Here is a 17,735-nt window from a genome sequence, read left to right as displayed (position 1 = left end):
TAAGCAGATGAGTCAGTTCACCAACGCGACAATTCAAAAAGCAGCTAATATTTATTACGATGGAAAAGTTACCAGCCGTACAGTTACTTTGCAGGACGGCACCAAGGTGACGCTCGGCATCATGCTGCCAGGAGTGTATGAATTCGGTACCGAAGGCCCTGAGACGATGGAAATTCTGTCCGGCGATCTAAAAGTACTGCTTCCCGGCTCAGACGTGTGGAAGGAAATTAAAGGTGCGGACACCTTCCATGTTCCAGGAAACTCCAAGTTCTCGCTGGAAGTATTCGCATTAACTGATTATTGCTGTTCTTACCCGAATTTGTAATTCAAACCACAGGAATGTAAAGTGTCCCGGCAGCTTAGGCTGTCGGGACACTTTTTTGTGCAGGCCAATAATTCTACCAATTATTAATATTGACGATATAGGTACATTCTCATATACTTCCTCTAGCTACCAGAGAGGCCAACATGCCTCAAGCAGATAGAATGGGAGATGTGAATGTGATAAAGTCAGGATTTTGCAAGGAAATACATAAGGTTACACTATTTTTATTCAGTTGTATGTTACTAGTCTCGTTATTCTTTATTACCGGACCTGTACAGGCATCGGCAAACATCGTGAATCCCAATCAGGTCTATTCCTATACGATAATGCAAAGGGATATTGATAGATTAGTGAAGCAATACCCTGACCTGGTTTCTTATGAATCGCTGGGACAGACTGCATACGGGCGTCAGCTGTTGGCTGTAAAGTTAGGGAGAGGGGAATCGGTGCTGTTTCTTAACGGCTCTCATCATGCCAGAGAATGGATGACAAGTTCCTTGTTGATGAAAATGATCGATACCTATGCGGATGCCTATATGAATAATGGAACAATCGGAACCTACAACATACGCACTTTGCTGGATGAAGTCAGCATTTGGATCGTTCCGATGGTGAATCCGGACGGTGTGACGCTGGCCCAACAAGGCACAGCGGGGTTGCCGGCGAATCTGGCCCAGACACTGCGTAAGTATAACGGAAACAGTACAAATTTCACCCGCTGGAAAGCAAATATGCAGGGAATAGACCTCAATCGTCAATATCCGGCGAGCTGGAATACGATTAAGAATGCGGCTAAGTATCCTTCCTATCAGAATTATAAGGGGCAGAAGCCGGGGCAAGCTCCTGAAGTGCAGATGATGATGGATTTCACCCATAAGATTGATCCGGAAGTTACGGTTTCCTACCATAGCTCCGGTGAGATCATATTCTGGCATTTCAATACCCTGAGCAGCAATCTGACCCGCGACAAAACAATGGCCCGGACACTTGCCAACCTGACAGGTTACTCTCTAGTGACTCCAGAGAAAAACCCTTCGGGCGGCGGATATAAGGATTGGTTCATCCAAGAATATGGCCGTCCCGGGTTTACTATTGAGATTGCCAATTATGCCGGCGAGAGCAGTGTACCGTTAAGCCAGTTCAGCAGCATTTGGTCTGAGAATAAGCAGGTGGGGCTGTATACCGCGATGCAATCCTATTCATTATGGCTTAAGAAGCAGAAGGTGCAGTATCTTCAGCAATCCATGAGTCTCCTAGGGGGAACAGAGTTGTATCCTTCAATAGGAGCCTCAGTGGGCCATACCCAGCTGCAACCGCAAAAGATTCATGTTATTGCCCGGAAGGGGGATTGGTATCAGGTTCAGGCCAAGGAAGGTCTGGGATGGATTCATCCATCCCCTGGAAAGCTGACAATCATCGAGGAGATTACCGCAACTGCTGAATTAAAAGTAAGTTCACCCGCCTATAAATATCCGGATGCTTTCTCTCCTAAGGTGAGCATGCTAGCTCCGCAAACCGTCCAGGTATCAGGAAGATGGGGAACCTGGCTGCTGGCCTCCACCCCAAGCGGGAACTGGTGGATCGACGGGCGATTGGCAGAGCTCCAGTGGCCAATAGAGGAACCTGCGGCAACTCCAGCACCTGTGGCAACTCCAGCACCTGTGGCAACTCCAGCAACGGATGTGGAGACACCTGGAGAAATACCATCAGAACCTGCAATTACTCCATAAAAAGCAATCTAATTCATAACTGCTATAACTACAGAGTCCTGCTATTCAGCGGGGCTCTTTTGTACCTGTTCAAATTGTCCGGTCCGTTCATATTGAATCAGTGATTCTCCACTATCATTGAGCGGAACTACTGCAATCTGCACAAACCCGTGCTTTTCATAGAAATATTGGTTTCTGAACGCCCAGGAAGGTGTATCCAGTGTCCATTTGTGCGCATTGGGGAAAGTGCTAAATAGGAAGTGGAATGCAGCTTGCCCGTAGCCCCGATTCTGATACAGCGGGTCGATAAAGATACGGCCGAGATGAACCTCCTGTTCATCGGGTGAAGCGAATACAATCATTCCGCCGATGATGGAGTCATCTGCAAGCAGCTTGTAATATAAGCCTTTCTCCATCATCTCGCTCTGCCAGGAAATGGAGCTATATCCCGGCGGTCCGTCTTCAGCTTTGTTCTGATAACGCCGGGCGTCCTCATCGAAGGTTCTTTTTTGAATCTCCGCTAACTTGTCAGCATCCTGAAGATCAGCTGAACGAATGGACAGCATAGGTATGTCCTCCTTGATATGGTTATGTAGTAATTCTGCTATGAAACGTGGGAAGACGCAGCCTATGTTGTCGGCTGCGCCTGATTGCACTTGCTTATTTTCTGAATGAATCTTAAGTCTATTCTTTGTCGGTTTTGCCGCCGATTTTCTGGCCGATCCATTCTTCATACGATTTGACCACTGCGGACAGATCTTCGTCCCCGAAGCCGTGGTTGAACCCGGCCTGGAACATACTCTTCGCTACGCCAAGCATAGGGGAAGGTACGCCTGTAGAGTCACTGAGCGAGGAAGCCAGCTTGAGATCCTTCAGCATCAGCGCAAGGGAGAACTGGTTGCTGAAATCATTATCTATAATCTTCTGACCCTTCAGCTCGGCTTGTTTGCTGCCAGCCGATCCGTTCTTGACCAGTTCCAGGAACTTGTCAGCGGGAACGCCTGATTTCACCGCGATGGAGAAGCCTTCAGCGAGCGCAACATTATGAATGCCGACCATGGCGTTATGTGCCAGCTTCGCCACTGCTCCGCTGCCATTTGCGCCCATATGCAGCAGCAGTCTGCCCATGGAGTCGAAGATGTCCCGGTGTTCTTCAATGACATCCGCACTGCCGCCAACCATGAATACCAAGGTACCTTCAATGGCGGCGGGCTTGCTGCCTGTAACTGGAGCATCCAGAAACTTTCCACCCCGTTCCTCCACGGCTGCAGCGATTTCACGGGCCAAGTCAGGAGATATTGTGCTTGAATCGACTACCGTAGCCCCTGGTTTGATAACATCCAGGATACCGTTCTCGCCATAGAATACTTCACGGATAGAATCATCATTGCTGATCATGGTAATAATAACATCCTTGCCTTTGGCGGCATCTTGTGATGTTGCAGCCACCTGGGCACCTTCTGCTCTCAGAGGTTCGCTTTTGCTGGATGTCCGGTTATACACTGTAACTCCGAATCCGCTGCGCAGCAGGTTGGAAGCCATAGGTGCTCCCATTGTTCCGAGTCCGATAAAGCCGATCTGTTTCATTCCGTTTCCACCTTCGCTCTTTGAAATGATATGCTTTGTTACATTCTATCACGCCCCCCGGGCTTGTTCCACAAAACCGTGCCTGGCTCTAAGCGGCAAACGCTTCCACAAAACTTTCAAAAACATGGTTCAAAAGCCCGGGATGTGCCTTAAGACCTTGCCAGTAAAGGTAAATTAAAGTATCCTATTATAAAGTTGTAACAAACGGTGTCAAATCTAAAGAGATAAACAGGAGGTTACCATTACCGATGTCCAAGAAGATTAATTTTGACTACACCAAAGCTCTTTCTTTCTTTAGCCAGCATGAGATTGACTACTTTGCCGCTCCGGTGAAGCTGGCCCATGAGCAGCTCCACAACAAAAGTGGCGCAGGTTCCGATTACCTGGGCTGGATTGATCTGCCTACAGCTTATGACAAGGAAGAATTCGCCCGTATCCAGCAGGCTGCGAAGAAGATCCAAGGGGATTCCGATGTACTTATCGTAATCGGTATCGGCGGTTCTTATCTGGGCGCGCGTGCGGCGATTGAAGCCCTCTCGCACTCGTTCTATAACAACCTGTCCAAAGACAAACGCAAAACACCAGAAGTTTATTTTGCAGGAAACAACATCAGCTCGACATATATTACCCACCTGCTTGACCTTGTAGAAGGCAAAGACTTCTCCGTGAACGTCATCTCCAAATCCGGAACAACTACTGAACCGGCTATCGCATTCCGCATTTTCCGTGCAGCACTGGAGAAGAAATACGGCAAAGAAGAAGCACGCAAACGTATCTATGCTACTACTGACAAGGAGAAGGGCGCACTCAAGAAGCTTGCAAATGAAGAAGGCTATGAGTCGTTCATTATTCCTGATGATGTAGGCGGACGTTATTCCGTACTTACACCAGTAGGCCTGCTGCCAATCGCAGTAGCCGGAATTAACATCGAAGAAATGATGCAAGGGGCCGCAGCCGCAGCCGATGAGTTCAACAATCCTGATGTGGCTACCAACCAGAGCTATCAATATGCGGCAGTCCGCAATGCTTTGTATCGCAAGGGCAAAACAACAGAAATTCTCGTTAACTACGAGCCTTCCCTGCACTTTGTATCCGAATGGTGGAAACAGCTGTACGGCGAAAGCGAAGGCAAGGATTTCAAGGGCATCTATCCATCCTCTGTTGATTTCTCCACGGATCTGCATTCCATGGGCCAATTCATTCAAGAGGGTAACCGCAATATTTTTGAAACAGTCATTCAGGTTGAACAGGTTCAGCATCATGTATCCATTGAGAATGATCCGGATGATCTGGACGGTCTGAACTTCCTGACAGGCAAGACCATGGACTTTGTCAATAAAAAAGCGTTCCAGGGTACAATGCTGGCCCACACAGACGGACAAGTACCGAATCTGATCGTGACCATCCCTGACCAAACGCCTTATACCTTTGGTTACCTGGTGTACTTCTTTGAAAAAGCCTGCGGCATCAGCGGATACCTGATGGGCGTTAACCCATTTGACCAACCGGGCGTAGAAGCATACAAGAAGAACATGTTCGCGCTCCTCGGCAAACCGGGCTACGAGAAAGAAAAAGCAGAACTCGAAGCCAGACTTACCGAATAGTATTGCTGAACATCGCAGATCATTCATACTAGCAGTGAACACACGGGAGCAGTCCATAGGTAATCCTATACCATGGCCTGCTCCTCATATATATCAAGTAATTATATAGATGTTAGGAATGGAATAATGATGCTGGAACATTACCGGACGGTGCGCTCTCCCGGTTCCCGGGAAGTCGTAATCCGTAAATCACGCTTTATCGGCCATGTTATGCCGGTAGAGAACGAAGAAGAAGCGGTACAATTTATCGAGAATATCAAGAAGCAGCATTGGAATGCCACACATAACTGCTCAGCATATATGATTGGTGAGCGGGACGAGATCCAGAGACAATCGGACGACGGGGAACCGAGTGGAACGGCCGGGAAACCGATTTTGGAAGTAATTCGCAGCCAGAACGTTAAAAATGTCGCAATTGTTGTCACCCGTTATTTCGGAGGCATTATGCTGGGGGCAGGCGGATTAATCCGGGCTTATACGGACGGCGCTGTGCTTGCACTCGAAGCAGGAGAAGTGATCACCCGTGTGCTTAGGCGGGAGGTATTCGTTGAAATCGACTATACCTGGCTAGGCAAGGTGGAGAACGAGCTTAGAGGAAGAGGCATACAGACTGGGGATACTTTATTTACGGATAAGGTTAAACTGCTGTGTTTGCCGCGTAATGATGAAGGCGACGCATTTATGGCATGGATAACGGATCTTACCCAGGGGCAGGCGCTGGTTACAGAAGGGCGGCGGCTTTACTACAGCGAAGGGGAATAAGATATGGCTAGAAGAGCAGTCGAGCAGGAGTTGTCGAGGGAAAGAATCTTGGAGGCAGCCAGGCATTTATTTATCACCAAAGGATACCGGGCCATATCGATGCGCAGCATTGGTCAGCATTTGGGGTACAGCCATGGGTCGCTCTATTATCACTTCAAGGAAAAGGCGGAGTTGTTCTACGCTATTGTCGTCGAGGATTTCAATCGTGTAGCCACATTGCTGAATCAAGTGATGCAGAGTCCTCCTGAACCGGGAATGACCCGGGTGGAACAGCTTATTCTGGAATTTATCCGGTTTGGACTCGATCATCCCTATCAGTATGAAATTATGTTCATGATCCGTGACGAGGAGCTGCTTGCTTATTGCCGAGCGGAACAGGGCCGATGTTTTGAGTTATTCGCAGGGATTGTACGTTCTCACATGAAAGAAGAGGGGTATGTATCTGAAGACTGGCAGAGCATCCCACTAACCTTGTTCTTGTCCGCACACGGATTTATCTCTTATTATATCCAGGATAAGGTTTCGTTCGAAGATGTCAGGCAGGCCGCACTCATGCATGTCAAGGTCCTAAGCCGCAGTTTATAGGTACTGTATTTTTTTATCTCTTCACAGTTTAGCGCGTTGCCTTGTTATAACTTTCAAAGGTGAAAGTGTGAAAGCATATATTCAATATATTGAGTTGCATAAAAGGCGGCTCCGCCGGAAATAGGCGGAGCCGCTATTTTTGTCAGATGAGGAAGTACCCATTGGAGATTCGCTGCCTGAGGCTTTTTAACCCTCGATAATTTTAAAGTGGCATTGCCGGTGCCTTGGGCCGTCGAATTCACAGAAATAAATGCCTTGCCAGCGCCCCATCAGAAGTGCGCCTTCATGGATAATAATACTTTGTGAGGGGCCGGCGGTGATGGATTTAAGATGGGAGGCTGTGTTTCCTTCTGCATGACGGTATTTGGGATGCTCCCAAGGAAAAACCTCGTCCAGTCTCATCAGCACATCATGTTTGACATCCGGGTCGGCATTCTCATTAATAGCTATTCCAGCTGTGGTATGCGGGCAATAGATGACGATGATACCATTCTGTACGCCGCTCTTTTTGACATACGAAATGACTTCACGGGTGATGTCACGCAGTTCATCCCGTTTGCTGGTACTGATCTCCATAGTGTGCAGCATAACGTTATCCCCTCTCTGTGTTGGCAATATACTATATTTTACCCCAAATCGGCAGGAAAGTAATTGACGGGGGCAAGTAGCATTTGGTAAAGTAGTGATAACTTTAAACCAAGTATATTAATAGGAATAATTATGGCTGTAATGGCAAGTATACCGACCGGTAAGCCGGAGGTGGGGGGACTTATTCTTGAATACGCTGCTTAGACACAAAGGCTGGATCTGGGGATTCCGCACGACCATACTTCTCTATTTTGTTGTATTGATTGTTCTGCCGATACTCGGTGTCTATTACAACTCGTTTTCACTTGGGTTTGGGAATTTTGCCGAGAGCCTCAGCGACCCGATCGCCTGGAAATCGGTTCTGTTGACATTGAAGCTTGCTGTCATAGCTACAGTCATTAATGTCCTGCTCGGCACAATGATTGCCTGGGTGCTGATCCGGTATCAATTTCCCGGCAAGGCATTGCTGAACAGTCTGGTGGATTTGCCTTTCGCACTGCCGACAGCGGTTGGCGGATTGATGATTCTGCTGCTGCTGGGTCCGGGCAGTCTGATCGGCGGAATGGCGGAAGCCTTGGGATTCGAAATCGTATTTCACCAGCCGGCCATTGTGATTGCCATGGTCTTTGTAACTTTTCCATTTGTGATCCGTGCGGTACAGCCGCTGCTGGAGGAACTGGACCCTTCTGAAGAGGAAGCAGCTTATACGATGGGAGCTACACATAGCCGGGTCTTCCGTCAGGTGATTCTGCCTTCCATGGCTCCTGGGATGATTAGCGGCGGCATGCTTGCATTCTCCCGGGCCCTTGCCGAATTCGGAGCCGTGGTGCTCGTAGCGGGCAATATTCCGGGGCGTACGCTGGTGTCCTCTGTGTTTATTTTCGGTGAAGTTGAAAGTGACAATCCCGTCGGGGCCGCAGCAGTGTCTATAATTTTGTTAACCTTGTCCTTTCTCATTCTCTGGCTGATCAATATGCTGCAGATGCGGGGGAGAAGAGCATGAGGAAACTGTGGATCGGACTGACTTATCTGGTGTTCTTCCTGCTCATTGCCGCCCCTCTAGGTAAAATGACGATCGGCGCCTTCAGTGAAGGCTTCGGCGGCTTCTGGGATGCGCTGACCCGGCCGGAGGCGCTACATGCGCTGATGATGACAGGGTTCGTCGTTGTGGTGGTCACGCTGTTTAATACGCTGTTTGGCATTATGATGGCACTGTATCTGGTTAGGGCGGACTGGATGGGAAGACGGGTCAGAGGGCTGCTCAACAGCATCGTAGATTTGCCTTATGCCGTATCTCCAGTTATTGGCGGACTGATGATTGTGCTCCTGCTCGGTCCGGACAGTGCTCTGGGTGCTGTATTTGAACAAATCGGGATGAAAATTGTATATGCTTTTCCGGGAATGGTCATTGCGACACTCTTCGTGACTTTTCCGCTGATGGTGCGTGAGGTCATGCCAGTGCTGCAGGAGATCGGGTCCCAGCAGGAGGAGGCGGCTTCAACGCTCGGTGCGTATGGCTGGACTACCTTTTGGAAGGTAACCTGGCCCTCGATCCGTTGGGCTGTAATCTACGGTGTAATTCTGACGGTGGCGCGTTCACTGGGTGAATTCGGGGCTGTGCTGGTGGTGTCAGGAAATATCATGAACAAAACCCAGACAGCTACTACGCTGGTCTATCAGGATGTCGAGAACTTCAATGTAACGGCTGCGGGCGGTATAGCGTTGGTGCTCGCCGCATTCTCTGCGGGTCTGCTGCTGCTTATGGAATGGAGCAAAAGAAGAAAGGAAGTGCATTAATATGCATGTAGAAGTCCGGGGACTCGATAAGCATTTTGGAGATTTTCATGCGGTGAAGGATGTCAACTTCGGAATTACCAAAGGCCATCTCATTGGCCTACTCGGTCCAAGCGGCGGCGGCAAAACCTCGATCCTGCGCATGCTGGCGGGCCTTGAGACACCGGACAGCGGCGAGATTATTTTTCACGGCAAGACTGTCAATAATCTTCCGCCCCAGGAGCGCGAGATCGGCTTTGTGTTCCAGAACTATGCGCTGTTCAAGCATATGACCGTGTACGAGAATATCGCTTTTGGCCTTAAGGTGAAAAAGGTGAACAAAAATACGATCCAGAACCGTGTGGCGGAGCTTGTGGAGCTTACGGGACTGAAAGGCTTTGAGAAGCGCTATCCACATCAGCTCTCTGGCGGGCAGCGCCAGCGGGTCGCTTTTGCCCGGGCGCTTGCACCTGAGCCGCAGCTATTGCTGCTGGATGAGCCGTTCGCTGCGATCGATGCCAAGATCCGGCAGGAGCTGCGTTCATGGCTCCGCGAGTTGATTGAGCGCGTGGGTATCACTTCTATTTTCGTAACCCATGACCAGGATGAAGCGATTGAAGTAGCTGATGAGATTATGATTATTAATCAGGGACGGTTAGAGCAAAAGGGTACACCCTGGGATATCTATAAAGAGCCGAAAACGCCGTTTGTGGCCACCTTTATCGGAGAATCGACGCTGATCGAGAGCACATCCGAGTTGAAGGGCTTCAAGAACGCTGGCGGCGGCAAGCCTACAAAGGCACTGATTCGTCCGGAATACATTGAAGTAGGCAATCTTAATGAATTCAAAATGGCCTCCGCCACGGAGCAGGGTATCGTGAAGCATCTGCATTTCCGCGGCAGTGAATGGCTGGTTGAAGTGGAAGTGAACGGCCACAAGCTGGTGACCTACCGCTCTCTGGAGAAAGAAACCCTTACACCAGGCCAGGAAATTGCTGTGCTTGTCCACCGCGCCTACTTGTTCAATGACGAACGAAGCTGGATTCAAGAAAATGGATTAAAGGAAGATCCAATGCCTGTCTTTATCTAAATAAGTACTTGGGTAAGCTTCGAAATCAGATCCCCTCTATGTGGGGGCTATCTTGCAAAGGATGTGTCGCCGGGATGAGGCTTTTCAATAGGAGCATACAACTGCACGGCTGGCTGGCTGCCTTAATGCTGGCGATGCTAGCGCTGGCCCTGGCCGGTTGCGGGAACGGGAAGGAAAGCACGGCGGCTGAGAGTCCGCAGCAAGGTGATCTTACGCTGGTGGTAGGAGCCTATAGTGTGGCGAAGGATGCTCTGGGTGAGATTCTGCCCCTGTTCGCAGCCGAGTGGAAGGCCAAGACGGGCCAGACCCTCACCTTTCAGCAGTCGTATGAGGCTTCGGGAACCCAGGCACGCGCCATTGTGGGCGGATTTGAAGCCGATGTGACGCTGCTGGCGATGGAAGGCGATGTGGAGAAGCTGGTCAAGGCGGGACTTGTTGAATCTGGCTGGAAGGACCATGGGATGGATGGTATGGTGACCCGATCAGTGGTGGCGCTGGGTACCCGGGAGGGCAACCCGAAGGGCATTTATGATTTTGCTGACCTGGCGAAGCCGGGAGTGAAGGTGCTCTATCCCAATCCGAAGACCTCCGGCGGGGCACAGTGGGATATTAACGCCATCTACGGGGCGGGCCTGAAGCTGTCTGAGGAGCAGGAAGGGACGAAGGACCCTGCTGCCGCCAAAGCGTTTTTGGAGAGCATACACGCTAACGTCGAGTCTCTGGATAAAAGCGGACGGGCATCCATGGCGGCTTTTGAATACGGGGTGGGTGATGTAATCGTCACTTACGAGAATGAGCTGCTGGCCCGGATTGCGCAAGGTGTGCACTATGAAGTGGTGATTCCCAAGAATACGATCCTGATTGAAAATCCGGCTGCGGTCGTCGATAAATATGCTAAAGAGCATGGCACCAGTGAGGCTGCAGGCGCATTGGTGGATTATCTGACAACACCGGAAGCGCAGGAGGTCTTTGCCAAATACGGGTTCCGGCCCGTTGACAAGCAGGTCTATGCAGAGAATGAGAGCCGTTATCCGGTTCCTGCGGGTCTGTTCGATATTTCATATCTCGGCGGCTGGGATGAGGTCCGCACGACCCTGTATTCAAAGCGGGGCATCTGGTATCAGGTGCTGGCTGGAATCTAGGAACTGGACTTCGTATGTGATGAGTAAGGAAGAGAACAAGGGAATTGTACATGAAAAAGAGTGGTTTCATCTGCAGGCGGGCCTGTAGACAGGCCGCTCTTTTTTTGTTCTTCTGCCGGGCCGCTCTCCTTTTTCCTGCAGGATGCAATAGGTGGCTGAGCTGTTCTATAATAAAAAGGTATTTCTGAACACTCGTGAGTGTGTGATGCGAAATCTAAGGAGGGCTGGCTTGTGGACACATTGGTATTTATGGGGACCGGGGACGCCATGGGCGTACCCCGGGTATATTGCAGCTGTGAGACCTGCATGGAGGCGAGAAGCAGCGGGGAGAATATCCGGCTGCGCTCCTCGGTGCTTATAGATAACGGCAGTGATTTCTGGGTGATAGACTGCGGCCCGGACTGGCGGCGCCAGATGGAGCTGCAGGGGCAGCGCAGCATGCGCAGGCTGCTGGTGACGCATGCGCATTTTGACCATATCGGAGGACTGCCGGAATGGGCAGACAGCTGCCGCTGGATGGGTTACAGAGGGGAACTCTACGCGCCAGCGGAAGTAATACCGGTAATTCAGCGTCAGTATCCGTGGCTTGGCGGCCACATCGATATGATTCCGTGCGATGATGGTCTTGTGCTGGACGGCTGGCAGATCCGCACCTGGCGGGTCAACCATGGGAAGAACGGTTATTCCTATGCCTACAGACTGGAGAAGGACGGTTACACCTGGATCTATTGCCCCGACTCCATCTCCCTCTCGGAGGAAGAAACGGAGCACATGCACGGGGCGGACCTTCTGGTACTGGGAACAAGCTTTTATTATGAATCTGCCGAGCTGTCCACCCGTTCAGTCTATGACATGACCGAAGCCGCAGAACTGCTGGACATCGTACAGCCCATTCGTGCTGTGTATACTCATATGTCGCATGATGTAGATTTCCGAAAAGACTACATTCTCCCTGGAAATGTGACCCTCGCGGTAACAGGGCTGAAGCTGCAACTGGGCCACGGCGAAGGTTCTGGTTCTTAATTCCAAAAGGAAGCCCCCGCCTGTTCGCAATAAATGCTGGGCAAGTGGGGGCTTTTACCTTCGCATGATCCAATTGGAAGCTTTATCTTTCATCATTTTTCCTCTTCCTTTTAACCGTTTCATATCAAACTATCATAATGGAATAAACGGCGAAATAGCGCCTTTCCATTCCAGGATATTTTTAGTAAATTATTTTGTGCGAATGATAGTTCTCACATACAGAGTCAGTATTTACAAAATATAATAAAGACAGATTAAATTTCAATTTATTCCTCATCAACCCCCTCTAGTACAAACATACGCTGTTGGTTTTGCAGTTCCTAATGGATGAGCTTTTTTAGAAATACGTAAAAAGCAAAAATTTGCAGATCACACCGACATGTAACCCTCATACTAAGCATAATCTATAGTAATTCATTGTTAATTCCAACTTGTTCACTTGACAAAGATTGAGAGAAAAGTAGTTCACCAAAGCCAGCATACGGAATGGAGGAATACGCCCCAATGGAGGTATTGCTCGGCAAATTAGTTGAGCAGAATGAGCTGACTAAGGAAGAGATTGTGTATTTCCTTGAGAATCTAACTCCTGACCTCAAAGATCGCTTGTACATTCTAGCAGCACAAACTAGAAAGAAGCACTATCATGAAAGCGTTTACATGAGAGGCTTGATAGAATTTTCAAACTTCTGTAAGCAGGATTGCCTATATTGTGGCCTGCGCAGGTCCAATTCCAGGGCCAATCGTTACCGGCTGACTGAGGAAGAAATTCTGGAGTGTACGGCTGAGGGATATCGTCTTGGATATCGTTCGTTTGTCTTGCAGAGTGGAGAGGATTTTTACTTCACGGAAGAACGGATGGTCCGCTTAGTCACGAACATAAAGGTTCATTATCCTGATGTGGCAATCACCTTGTCCATTGGAGAACGAAGCGAAGCTTTTTACCGAGCGCTTTTTGATGCAGGAACTGACCGATACTTGCTAAGGCATGAGACAGCCTCACGTTCGCTTTACCAATCTTTGCATCCAGGGATGTCGTATGATAACCGTCTGAACTGCTTGCGGACTCTGAAGGATATTGGCTACCAGGTTGGAGCCGGTTTTATGGTTGGACTTCCGGGTCAGACCTACGAGCATCTTGCAGAGGATCTGCTATTTCTGAAAGAACTCCATCCAGAAATGATCGGCATAGGTCCATTCATCCCTCATAGCGCAACACCGCTTAAAGATGCTCAAGGTGGAACTGTAGAGGACACGCTCGTGATGATTGCCATGGCAAGATTACTCGTTCCAGATGCTCTGATGCCTGCTACCACGGCAATGGGGACTCTGGATAGAGAAGGCAGGGAGAAGGCGCTTTTGGCAGGAAGCAATGTTGTTATGCCTGTTCTTTCCCCGCTCAATGTTCGCGAGAAATATGCCTTGTATGAGAACAAGATTTGCATGGGCGACGAAGCTTCACATTGTAGGAACTGTATTGAAATGAGAATCGCAGCCGCTGGATTTAAGATTGAACTCAGTAGAGGGGATCACTGCAGCTTCATTCGCACACCAGATAAAAGCTAATGCTGTGAACATCATTTTAATAAAGTAAGTGAATATTTTCACGTTATAAGGAGGAGATCTAATGTCAACTTTGCCAAAAAAGAATGCGCTAGGTTTTTACGAAATCCGTCTTGAATCCATCGGCGGACTTGGTGCCAACCTTGCGGGGAAAATGCTTGCTGAGACAGGCGCTATTGAACTTGGCTTCAATGCAGCCAACTTCTCGTCTTACGGCTCCGAGAAAAAAGGCACCCCCATTAAAACCTTCGTTCGCTTCTGCGATCCAGAGGTTGAGATCAGGGACCACAGTCCAATTGAGGAGCCCCATCTGGTTGCGGTTTTTCATGAAGCCCTGTACAAGACAGTAAATGTGGTAAGCGGCATGCAGCCAGATGGAGTTGTACTGGTTAACACCTCACGTGACTTCGATGAGGTTCGCGCTAGTCTGAAGCTTGAATACGGCACGATTGCATTAGTGGATGCCATGGGGATAGCCGTTGAAGAGAAAACCAAGGTAAATACCTCCATGCTTGGCGCTATGTTCCGTATCTGCGACTTCCTCGATCCGGAAGCGATGCGTAAGGTAATCCGTAGAACCTTTGAGAACAAATACCCGCACTTGGTAGAGCCGAATATCCGTACTTTCGATCGCGGCTACAATGAAGTGAAATTTAAGACCTATGAAGTACCAGAAGGTACCGAAGCAAAACCTTTCATACGTGCCAAATCCGCACTTGGCTATCTTACACAGCTGCCCGGCGGCGTTATTACAGCTCAAGGCAACAGCACTCTAAAGGATTTGAGCGGTTCGCGGTCTGGTATGCTGCCGGTACTTGATTCAGATTTGTGTGTTAGCTGTGCAGCTTGCGACAATGTTTGCCCTGATTTTTGTTTTGTGTGGGAGACCACTGAAGATAAACGTGGACGCCAACAGCAGCAGCTGCTGGGAATAGATTATCAATACTGTAAGGGCTGCCTGAAATGCATTGATGTATGCCCAACAGAGGCTCTCACCAGTCTTCGTGAGGAAGTTGGGTTTGCCGAACAAAATCGCGTTCCTCAAGTGTTGTAAATCAATCGAAAGGGAGGATACAACAAAATGGCTGTAGTTGAAAATCAATTGAATGAGGTTAAACTTGCTGAGCAAGTCACACACTTCGAATCCGGAAATGAAATGGCTGCTACAGCAGCAGCTCAAATCAATTATCATATCATGGGATATTTTCCGATTACGCCCTCCACGGAAGTAGCTCAGTACCTGGATCAGATGAAAGCCCGCGGGTTACACGATATAGAGCTGATTGCAGCAGATGGTGAGCATGGTTCTGCGGGGATATGCTATGGTGCGGCTATGGCGGGTGCACGGGTCATCAACGCCACCAGTTCTCAGGGATTTCTGTATATGCTAGAGCAGCTCCCCACCCAATCCGGGACACGCTTCCCAATGGTCCTTAACCTCGTAACCCGTGCAATCAGTGGACCGCTTGATATTCGTGGGGATCACTCTGACTTGTATTATGGTCTTAATGTAGGCTGGGTCATCCTAACTGCCAGTACACCGCAAGCAGTATATGACATGAACATCATGGCACTCAGAATTGCTGAGCATTCTGAAGTGCGTCTACCTGTTATCGTTGCTTATGACGGCTTCTTCACATCCCACCAAAAACGCAAAGTCCAATATTTCAAAGAGAACGAAGTCGTACAGAATTTTGTAGGCCCGAATCCGAATCACAATTATCCGAACGTCTCCGATCCTTCCCATCCGGTAACCATTGGTGCACATATGGGTGGAGATGACCTGCTGAATAACCACTATCAGCTATCAGTAGCGCTTGAAAAAGCGGGCGAGGTTTACGAGGAAGTCGCCCGGGAATATGCACTCTTGTCAGGGCGCGAATATCCGGTTCTCGACCTGTATCGTATGGATGATGCTGAAGTAGCTGTGTTTCTGCTCAACTCGGCAGGTGAGTCAGCCAAGGATACCGTTGACGCTCTGCGCGCCAAAGGCATCAAAGCAGGGTTAGTTCGTCCCAATATCATCCGTCCGTTCCCTACCGAACAGCTGCGCAAAGCACTGAAGAACGTCAAGGCACTGCTTGTAGGTGAGCGCGCGGATTCTTATGGTGCCCAGGGCGGCAACCTGACTCACGAAATTCGTTCCGCCCTGCAAGTAGATCCTGAGAACAAGACAATCATCCTCTCCCGTATCTTTGGTCTGGGCGGTAAAGACTTCTATGCTGACGATGCAGAAGCATTCTTTAAATTGGCGATAGAGGCGGCAGAAAAAGGCTATGCGGAGAAACCTTTTGACTATCATGGATACTACCCTGGTGAAGAAAAGGATGCTCTTGTTCCGGTAATCGAACCGATGCATGGGGATGCCTTTAAAACCGGCCTGATCACGGTCACCCAAAACGAAGATACCGGTTTGTTGAAAGTTAAGCTTCCGCCACTCAGTCAATTGACTGTGAAGCCGCATCGTCTGGCTTCTGGACATGGCGCATGTCCGGGATGTGGTGCGCTCTCCGCCCTGGAGCTGTTTTTCAAGGGAATTGAAGGTGATATGGTTGTCTTGTTCCAAACGGGATGCGCGTATGTTGTAACAGCAAGTTATCCGTACTCTTCTCATAAACAAACCTTTGTCCACAATCTGTTCCAGAATGGTGCAGCTACCTTAGCCGGTATGGTTGATGCCTTCTATGAATTGAAGCGGCGCGGCGAAGTTCAGGTTAGTGACGATGTTACCTTCGTGATGGTATCCGGTGACGGGGGTATGGATATCGGGATGGGTGCAACCGTTGGTGCGGCACTTCGCAACCATAAGATGATCATTCTTGAGTACGATAATGAGGGTTATATGAACACCGGTTCCCAGTTGTCCTATTCCACGCCAATGGGACATATGACCAGCACCTCCGGTGTCGGTAAAACCCAAAAAGGCAAGAAGGGGCATCACAAGGATACGGCTCAAATTCTGGCGGCTTGCAACATCCCTTATGTGTTCACTGGTGCTGAATCCAATCCTCAGGATTTGCTGCAAAAAGCAGCTAAAGCACAGTGGTACGCCAATAACGTAGGTACGGCCTACGGCAAAATTCTCTGCGCCTGCCCGCTGAACTGGAAAACCTCTGACCATAGCGGCTATGACCTGGTGAAGGCGGCTGTAGATTCCTGCTTCTTCCCGCTATATGAAATTGAGCAAGGCCTCACCAATATCACATACAATCCGGAATTGAAAGGCAAGCGTATCCCGGTAGTGGAATGGCTGAAGGGAATGGGCAAGACCAAACATCTGCTGAAGGATGAGGAGCTGCTGCAAAACTTCGAAGCCGAGATTGAGCGCCGCTGGAGCCGCTTGAAGCTCAGACACGAGAGTTCGCTGCTCTAGGGCTGGTACTACGGAGGCCGATAGTTCAAGGGCTTCGGCCTCTTCCCCGCAAATGAATACCACTCTAATACAGAGGGAGCGTTCTTAATGGAACATCAACAAAATAGTTGCAGTGTAAACGTAGCTGAAGCTGACGAGAAGCTTATGAAGGTACAGTCTGCTATCGTGCAGTTCAAAGCAATCAAAGGAGCCTTGATCCCTGTGCTCCATGAAATTCAGGATATCTACGGCTACCTGCCGGAGCATGTGCTCCAGATCGTATCCACGGAGCTGAACTTACCTATGAGTGAAATCTATGGTGTGGCCTCGTTTTATCATTTCTTTTCGCTAACCCCAAAGGGGGAGAATGTGATCCATGTGTGCCTCGGCACAGCCTGCTATATCAAGGGCGCACAAGCTGTGCTTGACCGTCTGAGCACGGAACTTAAAGTACCTGTACAAGGAACTACAGCGGACAACAAGTTCACTCTTGAAGCGACCCGCTGCCTTGGGGCATGCGGCCTTGCGCCGGTCATGACCATTGGTGAGAAAGTACATGGACGTCTGGTTTCCAATAACATTCCGAAAATTCTGAACGAATACAAATGATCATCTTGCGCCTCTAGCGCAATTGA

Annotated in this window: 17 protein-coding genes; 14 read left to right on the top strand and 3 right to left on the bottom strand. The window is 49.3% G+C overall.

All coding sequences use genetic code 11. The annotated features are described in order from the left end of the window. Positions 1-7: 7 nt before the first annotated feature. Both ppnP and AC0MA3_RS10265 read left to right on the top strand, forming a co-directional pair. Positions 8-325: a pyrimidine/purine nucleoside phosphorylase gene (gene ppnP / locus AC0MA3_RS10270; protein ID WP_474656083.1), complete on the top strand. Its 318-nt coding sequence runs from the start codon at positions 8-10 to the stop codon at positions 323-325. Between the two features lie 143 nt (positions 326-468). Further along, a complete protein-coding gene (locus AC0MA3_RS10265) occupies positions 469-2,055 on the top strand; it encodes a M14 family zinc carboxypeptidase (protein ID WP_474656082.1) in 1,587 nt (528 codons plus the stop codon). A gap of 41 nt (positions 2,056-2,096) precedes the next feature. Here AC0MA3_RS10265 and AC0MA3_RS10260 read toward each other — a convergent pair whose 3' ends face one another. Together AC0MA3_RS10260 and AC0MA3_RS10255 are read right to left on the bottom strand one after the other, a co-directional pair. Beyond that, on the bottom strand, positions 2,097-2,600 hold the full coding sequence (locus AC0MA3_RS10260) for a GNAT family N-acetyltransferase (RefSeq protein ID WP_474656081.1): 504 nt from the start codon (positions 2,598-2,600) through the stop codon (positions 2,097-2,099). Positions 2,601-2,718: 118 nt separating this feature from the next. Continuing rightward, positions 2,719-3,621: an NAD(P)-dependent oxidoreductase gene (locus AC0MA3_RS10255; RefSeq protein WP_474656080.1), complete on the bottom strand. Its 903-nt coding sequence runs from the start codon at positions 3,619-3,621 to the stop codon at positions 2,719-2,721. Between the two features lie 248 nt (positions 3,622-3,869). On the opposite strand from AC0MA3_RS10255, the gene AC0MA3_RS10250 reads away from it, so the two are divergent. The 3 genes from AC0MA3_RS10250 (at position 3,870) to AC0MA3_RS10240 (ending at position 6,572) form a co-directional block, all read left to right on the top strand. Beyond that, positions 3,870-5,225, top strand: a complete 1,356-nt coding sequence (locus AC0MA3_RS10250) for a glucose-6-phosphate isomerase (RefSeq protein WP_379155073.1) — start codon at positions 3,870-3,872, stop codon at positions 5,223-5,225. A 129-nt stretch (positions 5,226-5,354) separates the two neighbouring features. Further along, the gene (locus AC0MA3_RS10245; protein ID WP_379155881.1) at positions 5,355-5,987 is read left to right on the top strand and encodes a YigZ family protein; all 633 of its coding nucleotides are present in this window, start codon (positions 5,355-5,357) and stop codon (positions 5,985-5,987) included. A 3-nt stretch (positions 5,988-5,990) separates the two neighbouring features. After that, on the top strand, positions 5,991-6,572 hold the full coding sequence (locus AC0MA3_RS10240) for a TetR/AcrR family transcriptional regulator (protein ID WP_379155076.1): 582 nt from the start codon (positions 5,991-5,993) through the stop codon (positions 6,570-6,572). Positions 6,573-6,758: 186 nt separating this feature from the next. Here the strand turns inward: AC0MA3_RS10240 and AC0MA3_RS10235 are convergent, their stop codons facing one another. Next, on the bottom strand, positions 6,759-7,160 hold the full coding sequence (locus tag AC0MA3_RS10235) for a secondary thiamine-phosphate synthase enzyme YjbQ (RefSeq protein WP_379155078.1): 402 nt from the start codon (positions 7,158-7,160) through the stop codon (positions 6,759-6,761). Positions 7,161-7,347: 187 nt separating this feature from the next. Here AC0MA3_RS10235 and cysT point away from each other — a divergent pair, with 187 nt between their 5' ends. The 9 genes from cysT (at position 7,348) to AC0MA3_RS10190 (ending at position 17,709) form a co-directional block, all read left to right on the top strand. Further along, positions 7,348-8,163 (top strand): sulfate ABC transporter permease subunit CysT, encoded by an 816-nt coding sequence (cysT, locus tag AC0MA3_RS10230; protein WP_379155081.1) that lies wholly within the window; start codon positions 7,348-7,350, stop codon positions 8,161-8,163. After that, positions 8,160-8,957 carry a sulfate ABC transporter permease gene (locus tag AC0MA3_RS10225; protein ID WP_379155084.1) on the top strand — a complete coding sequence of 266 codons (798 nt, stop codon included), beginning with the start codon at positions 8,160-8,162 and terminating at the stop codon, positions 8,955-8,957. The genes cysT and AC0MA3_RS10225 overlap by 4 nt, the downstream gene beginning before the upstream one ends. Position 8,958: 1 nt before the next feature. Continuing rightward, complete coding sequence (locus AC0MA3_RS10220; protein ID WP_379155087.1) at positions 8,959-10,023, top strand: sulfate/molybdate ABC transporter ATP-binding protein; 1,065 nt, start codon at positions 8,959-8,961, stop codon at positions 10,021-10,023. Positions 10,024-10,097: 74 nt separating this feature from the next. Then, entirely contained in the window at positions 10,098-11,165 is a 1,068-nt protein-coding gene (locus AC0MA3_RS10215; protein WP_379155090.1) for a sulfate ABC transporter substrate-binding protein, read from the top strand. Between the two features lie 231 nt (positions 11,166-11,396). Next, entirely contained in the window at positions 11,397-12,188 is a 792-nt protein-coding gene (locus AC0MA3_RS10210; RefSeq protein WP_379155093.1) for an MBL fold metallo-hydrolase, read from the top strand. A gap of 504 nt (positions 12,189-12,692) precedes the next feature. Continuing rightward, on the top strand, positions 12,693-13,751 hold the full coding sequence (hydE, locus tag AC0MA3_RS10205; protein ID WP_474656079.1) for a [FeFe] hydrogenase H-cluster radical SAM maturase HydE: 1,059 nt from the start codon (positions 12,693-12,695) through the stop codon (positions 13,749-13,751). A gap of 61 nt (positions 13,752-13,812) precedes the next feature. Next, a complete protein-coding gene (locus AC0MA3_RS10200; RefSeq protein ID WP_379155098.1) occupies positions 13,813-14,802 on the top strand; it encodes a 2-oxoacid:acceptor oxidoreductase family protein in 990 nt (329 codons plus the stop codon). Positions 14,803-14,829: 27 nt separating this feature from the next. Beyond that, complete coding sequence (locus AC0MA3_RS10195) at positions 14,830-17,121, top strand: thiamine pyrophosphate-dependent enzyme (protein WP_379155101.1); 2,292 nt, start codon at positions 14,830-14,832, stop codon at positions 17,119-17,121. 87 nt (positions 17,122-17,208) lie between these two features. Further along, a complete protein-coding gene (locus AC0MA3_RS10190) occupies positions 17,209-17,709 on the top strand; it encodes an NADH-quinone oxidoreductase subunit NuoE family protein (protein ID WP_379155103.1) in 501 nt (166 codons plus the stop codon). Positions 17,710-17,735 lie beyond the last annotated feature (26 nt).

The sequence above is a fragment of the Paenibacillus sp. LS-5 genome (genome assembly GCF_056121505.1).
Note: the sequence above shows the minus strand (reverse complement) of the source record. Positions and strands in the feature narration are given on the sequence as shown.

Bases quoted from the DNA above. Each gene is read 5' to 3' on its own strand.
- AC0MA3_RS10190 (WP_379155103.1), top strand. From the start codon at position 17,209: ATGGAACATCAACAAAATAGTTGCAGTGTAAACGTAGCTGAAGCTGAC.
- AC0MA3_RS10235 (WP_379155078.1), bottom strand. From the start codon at position 7,160: ATGCTGCACACTATGGAGATCAGTACCAGCAAACGGGATGAACTGCGT.
- ppnP (WP_474656083.1), top strand. From the start codon at position 8: ATGAGTCAGTTCACCAACGCGACAATTCAAAAAGCAGCTAATATTTAT.
- AC0MA3_RS10215 (WP_379155090.1), top strand. From the start codon at position 10,098: ATGAGGCTTTTCAATAGGAGCATACAACTGCACGGCTGGCTGGCTGCC.
- AC0MA3_RS10225 (WP_379155084.1), top strand. From the start codon at position 8,160: ATGAGGAAACTGTGGATCGGACTGACTTATCTGGTGTTCTTCCTGCTC.
- AC0MA3_RS10220 (WP_379155087.1), top strand. From the start codon at position 8,959: ATGCATGTAGAAGTCCGGGGACTCGATAAGCATTTTGGAGATTTTCAT.
- AC0MA3_RS10200 (WP_379155098.1), top strand. From the start codon at position 13,813: ATGTCAACTTTGCCAAAAAAGAATGCGCTAGGTTTTTACGAAATCCGT.
- AC0MA3_RS10255 (WP_474656080.1), bottom strand. From the start codon at position 3,621: ATGAAACAGATCGGCTTTATCGGACTCGGAACAATGGGAGCACCTATG.
- AC0MA3_RS10260 (WP_474656081.1), bottom strand. From the start codon at position 2,600: ATGCTGTCCATTCGTTCAGCTGATCTTCAGGATGCTGACAAGTTAGCG.
- hydE (WP_474656079.1), top strand. From the start codon at position 12,693: ATGGAGGTATTGCTCGGCAAATTAGTTGAGCAGAATGAGCTGACTAAG.
- AC0MA3_RS10265 (WP_474656082.1), top strand. From the start codon at position 469: ATGCCTCAAGCAGATAGAATGGGAGATGTGAATGTGATAAAGTCAGGA.
- AC0MA3_RS10245 (WP_379155881.1), top strand. From the start codon at position 5,355: ATGCTGGAACATTACCGGACGGTGCGCTCTCCCGGTTCCCGGGAAGTC.
- AC0MA3_RS10240 (WP_379155076.1), top strand. From the start codon at position 5,991: ATGGCTAGAAGAGCAGTCGAGCAGGAGTTGTCGAGGGAAAGAATCTTG.
- AC0MA3_RS10250 (WP_379155073.1), top strand. From the start codon at position 3,870: ATGTCCAAGAAGATTAATTTTGACTACACCAAAGCTCTTTCTTTCTTT.
- AC0MA3_RS10195 (WP_379155101.1), top strand. From the start codon at position 14,830: ATGGCTGTAGTTGAAAATCAATTGAATGAGGTTAAACTTGCTGAGCAA.